The organism is Oceanospirillum linum (assembly GCF_001995095.2).
Taxonomy (GTDB): domain Bacteria; phylum Pseudomonadota; class Gammaproteobacteria; order Pseudomonadales; family Halomonadaceae; genus Oceanospirillum; species Oceanospirillum linum.
The window spans coordinates 1-471 of record NZ_MTSD02000066.1; the positions used below are offsets into that span (position 1 = coordinate 1).

Here is a 471-nt window from a genome sequence, read left to right on the forward strand (position 1 = left end):
TCATAAAATGCTGTACATCACTTGAAATTCAAGTCAGTGCTATGGGCGTGGCAACACCAGAAGAGTGGATGTGGCTTGAATCCGCAGGAATTGAGATGTTTCAGGGAGATCTGTTTGCTAAAGCTAAATTGAATGGTATCCCTTCCATAGCGTGGCCAGAGAAAAAATAATTTTCAGCACATTCTTTCACATGATTTCAGTAAATCATCGTGAAAATGAATACGTTACGTTTAAATTTAATCCACATTAAAAATAATGTTTCATCCAATTTAGCTGAAATCTTATTTATACTTTGTACAATTTTAGCGTATATTGTACAAAGTATTATTGGGTCGTGTACAGGCGACGGAGATTTGTGACCGCAAGGAGGAATTGTGGCTTATTACAGCATTGGTGATGTTGCTGAACGTTGCGGGATTAATCCTGTCACTCTCCGGGCCTGGCAACGCCGCTACGGTTTGTTAAAACCAC

At 39.5% G+C, this 471-nt stretch carries 2 protein-coding genes; both read left to right on the forward strand.

Annotated elements, in window-relative coordinates:
* On the forward strand, positions 1–170 hold a 170-nt coding region (locus BTA35_RS16635; RefSeq protein ID WP_139363706.1), incomplete at its 5' end, for an EAL domain-containing protein.
* A gap of 204 nt (positions 171–374) precedes the next feature.
* A partial coding sequence (locus tag BTA35_RS16640; RefSeq protein WP_139363707.1) for a MerR family DNA-binding transcriptional regulator occupies positions 375–471 on the forward strand: 97 nt, incomplete at its 3' end.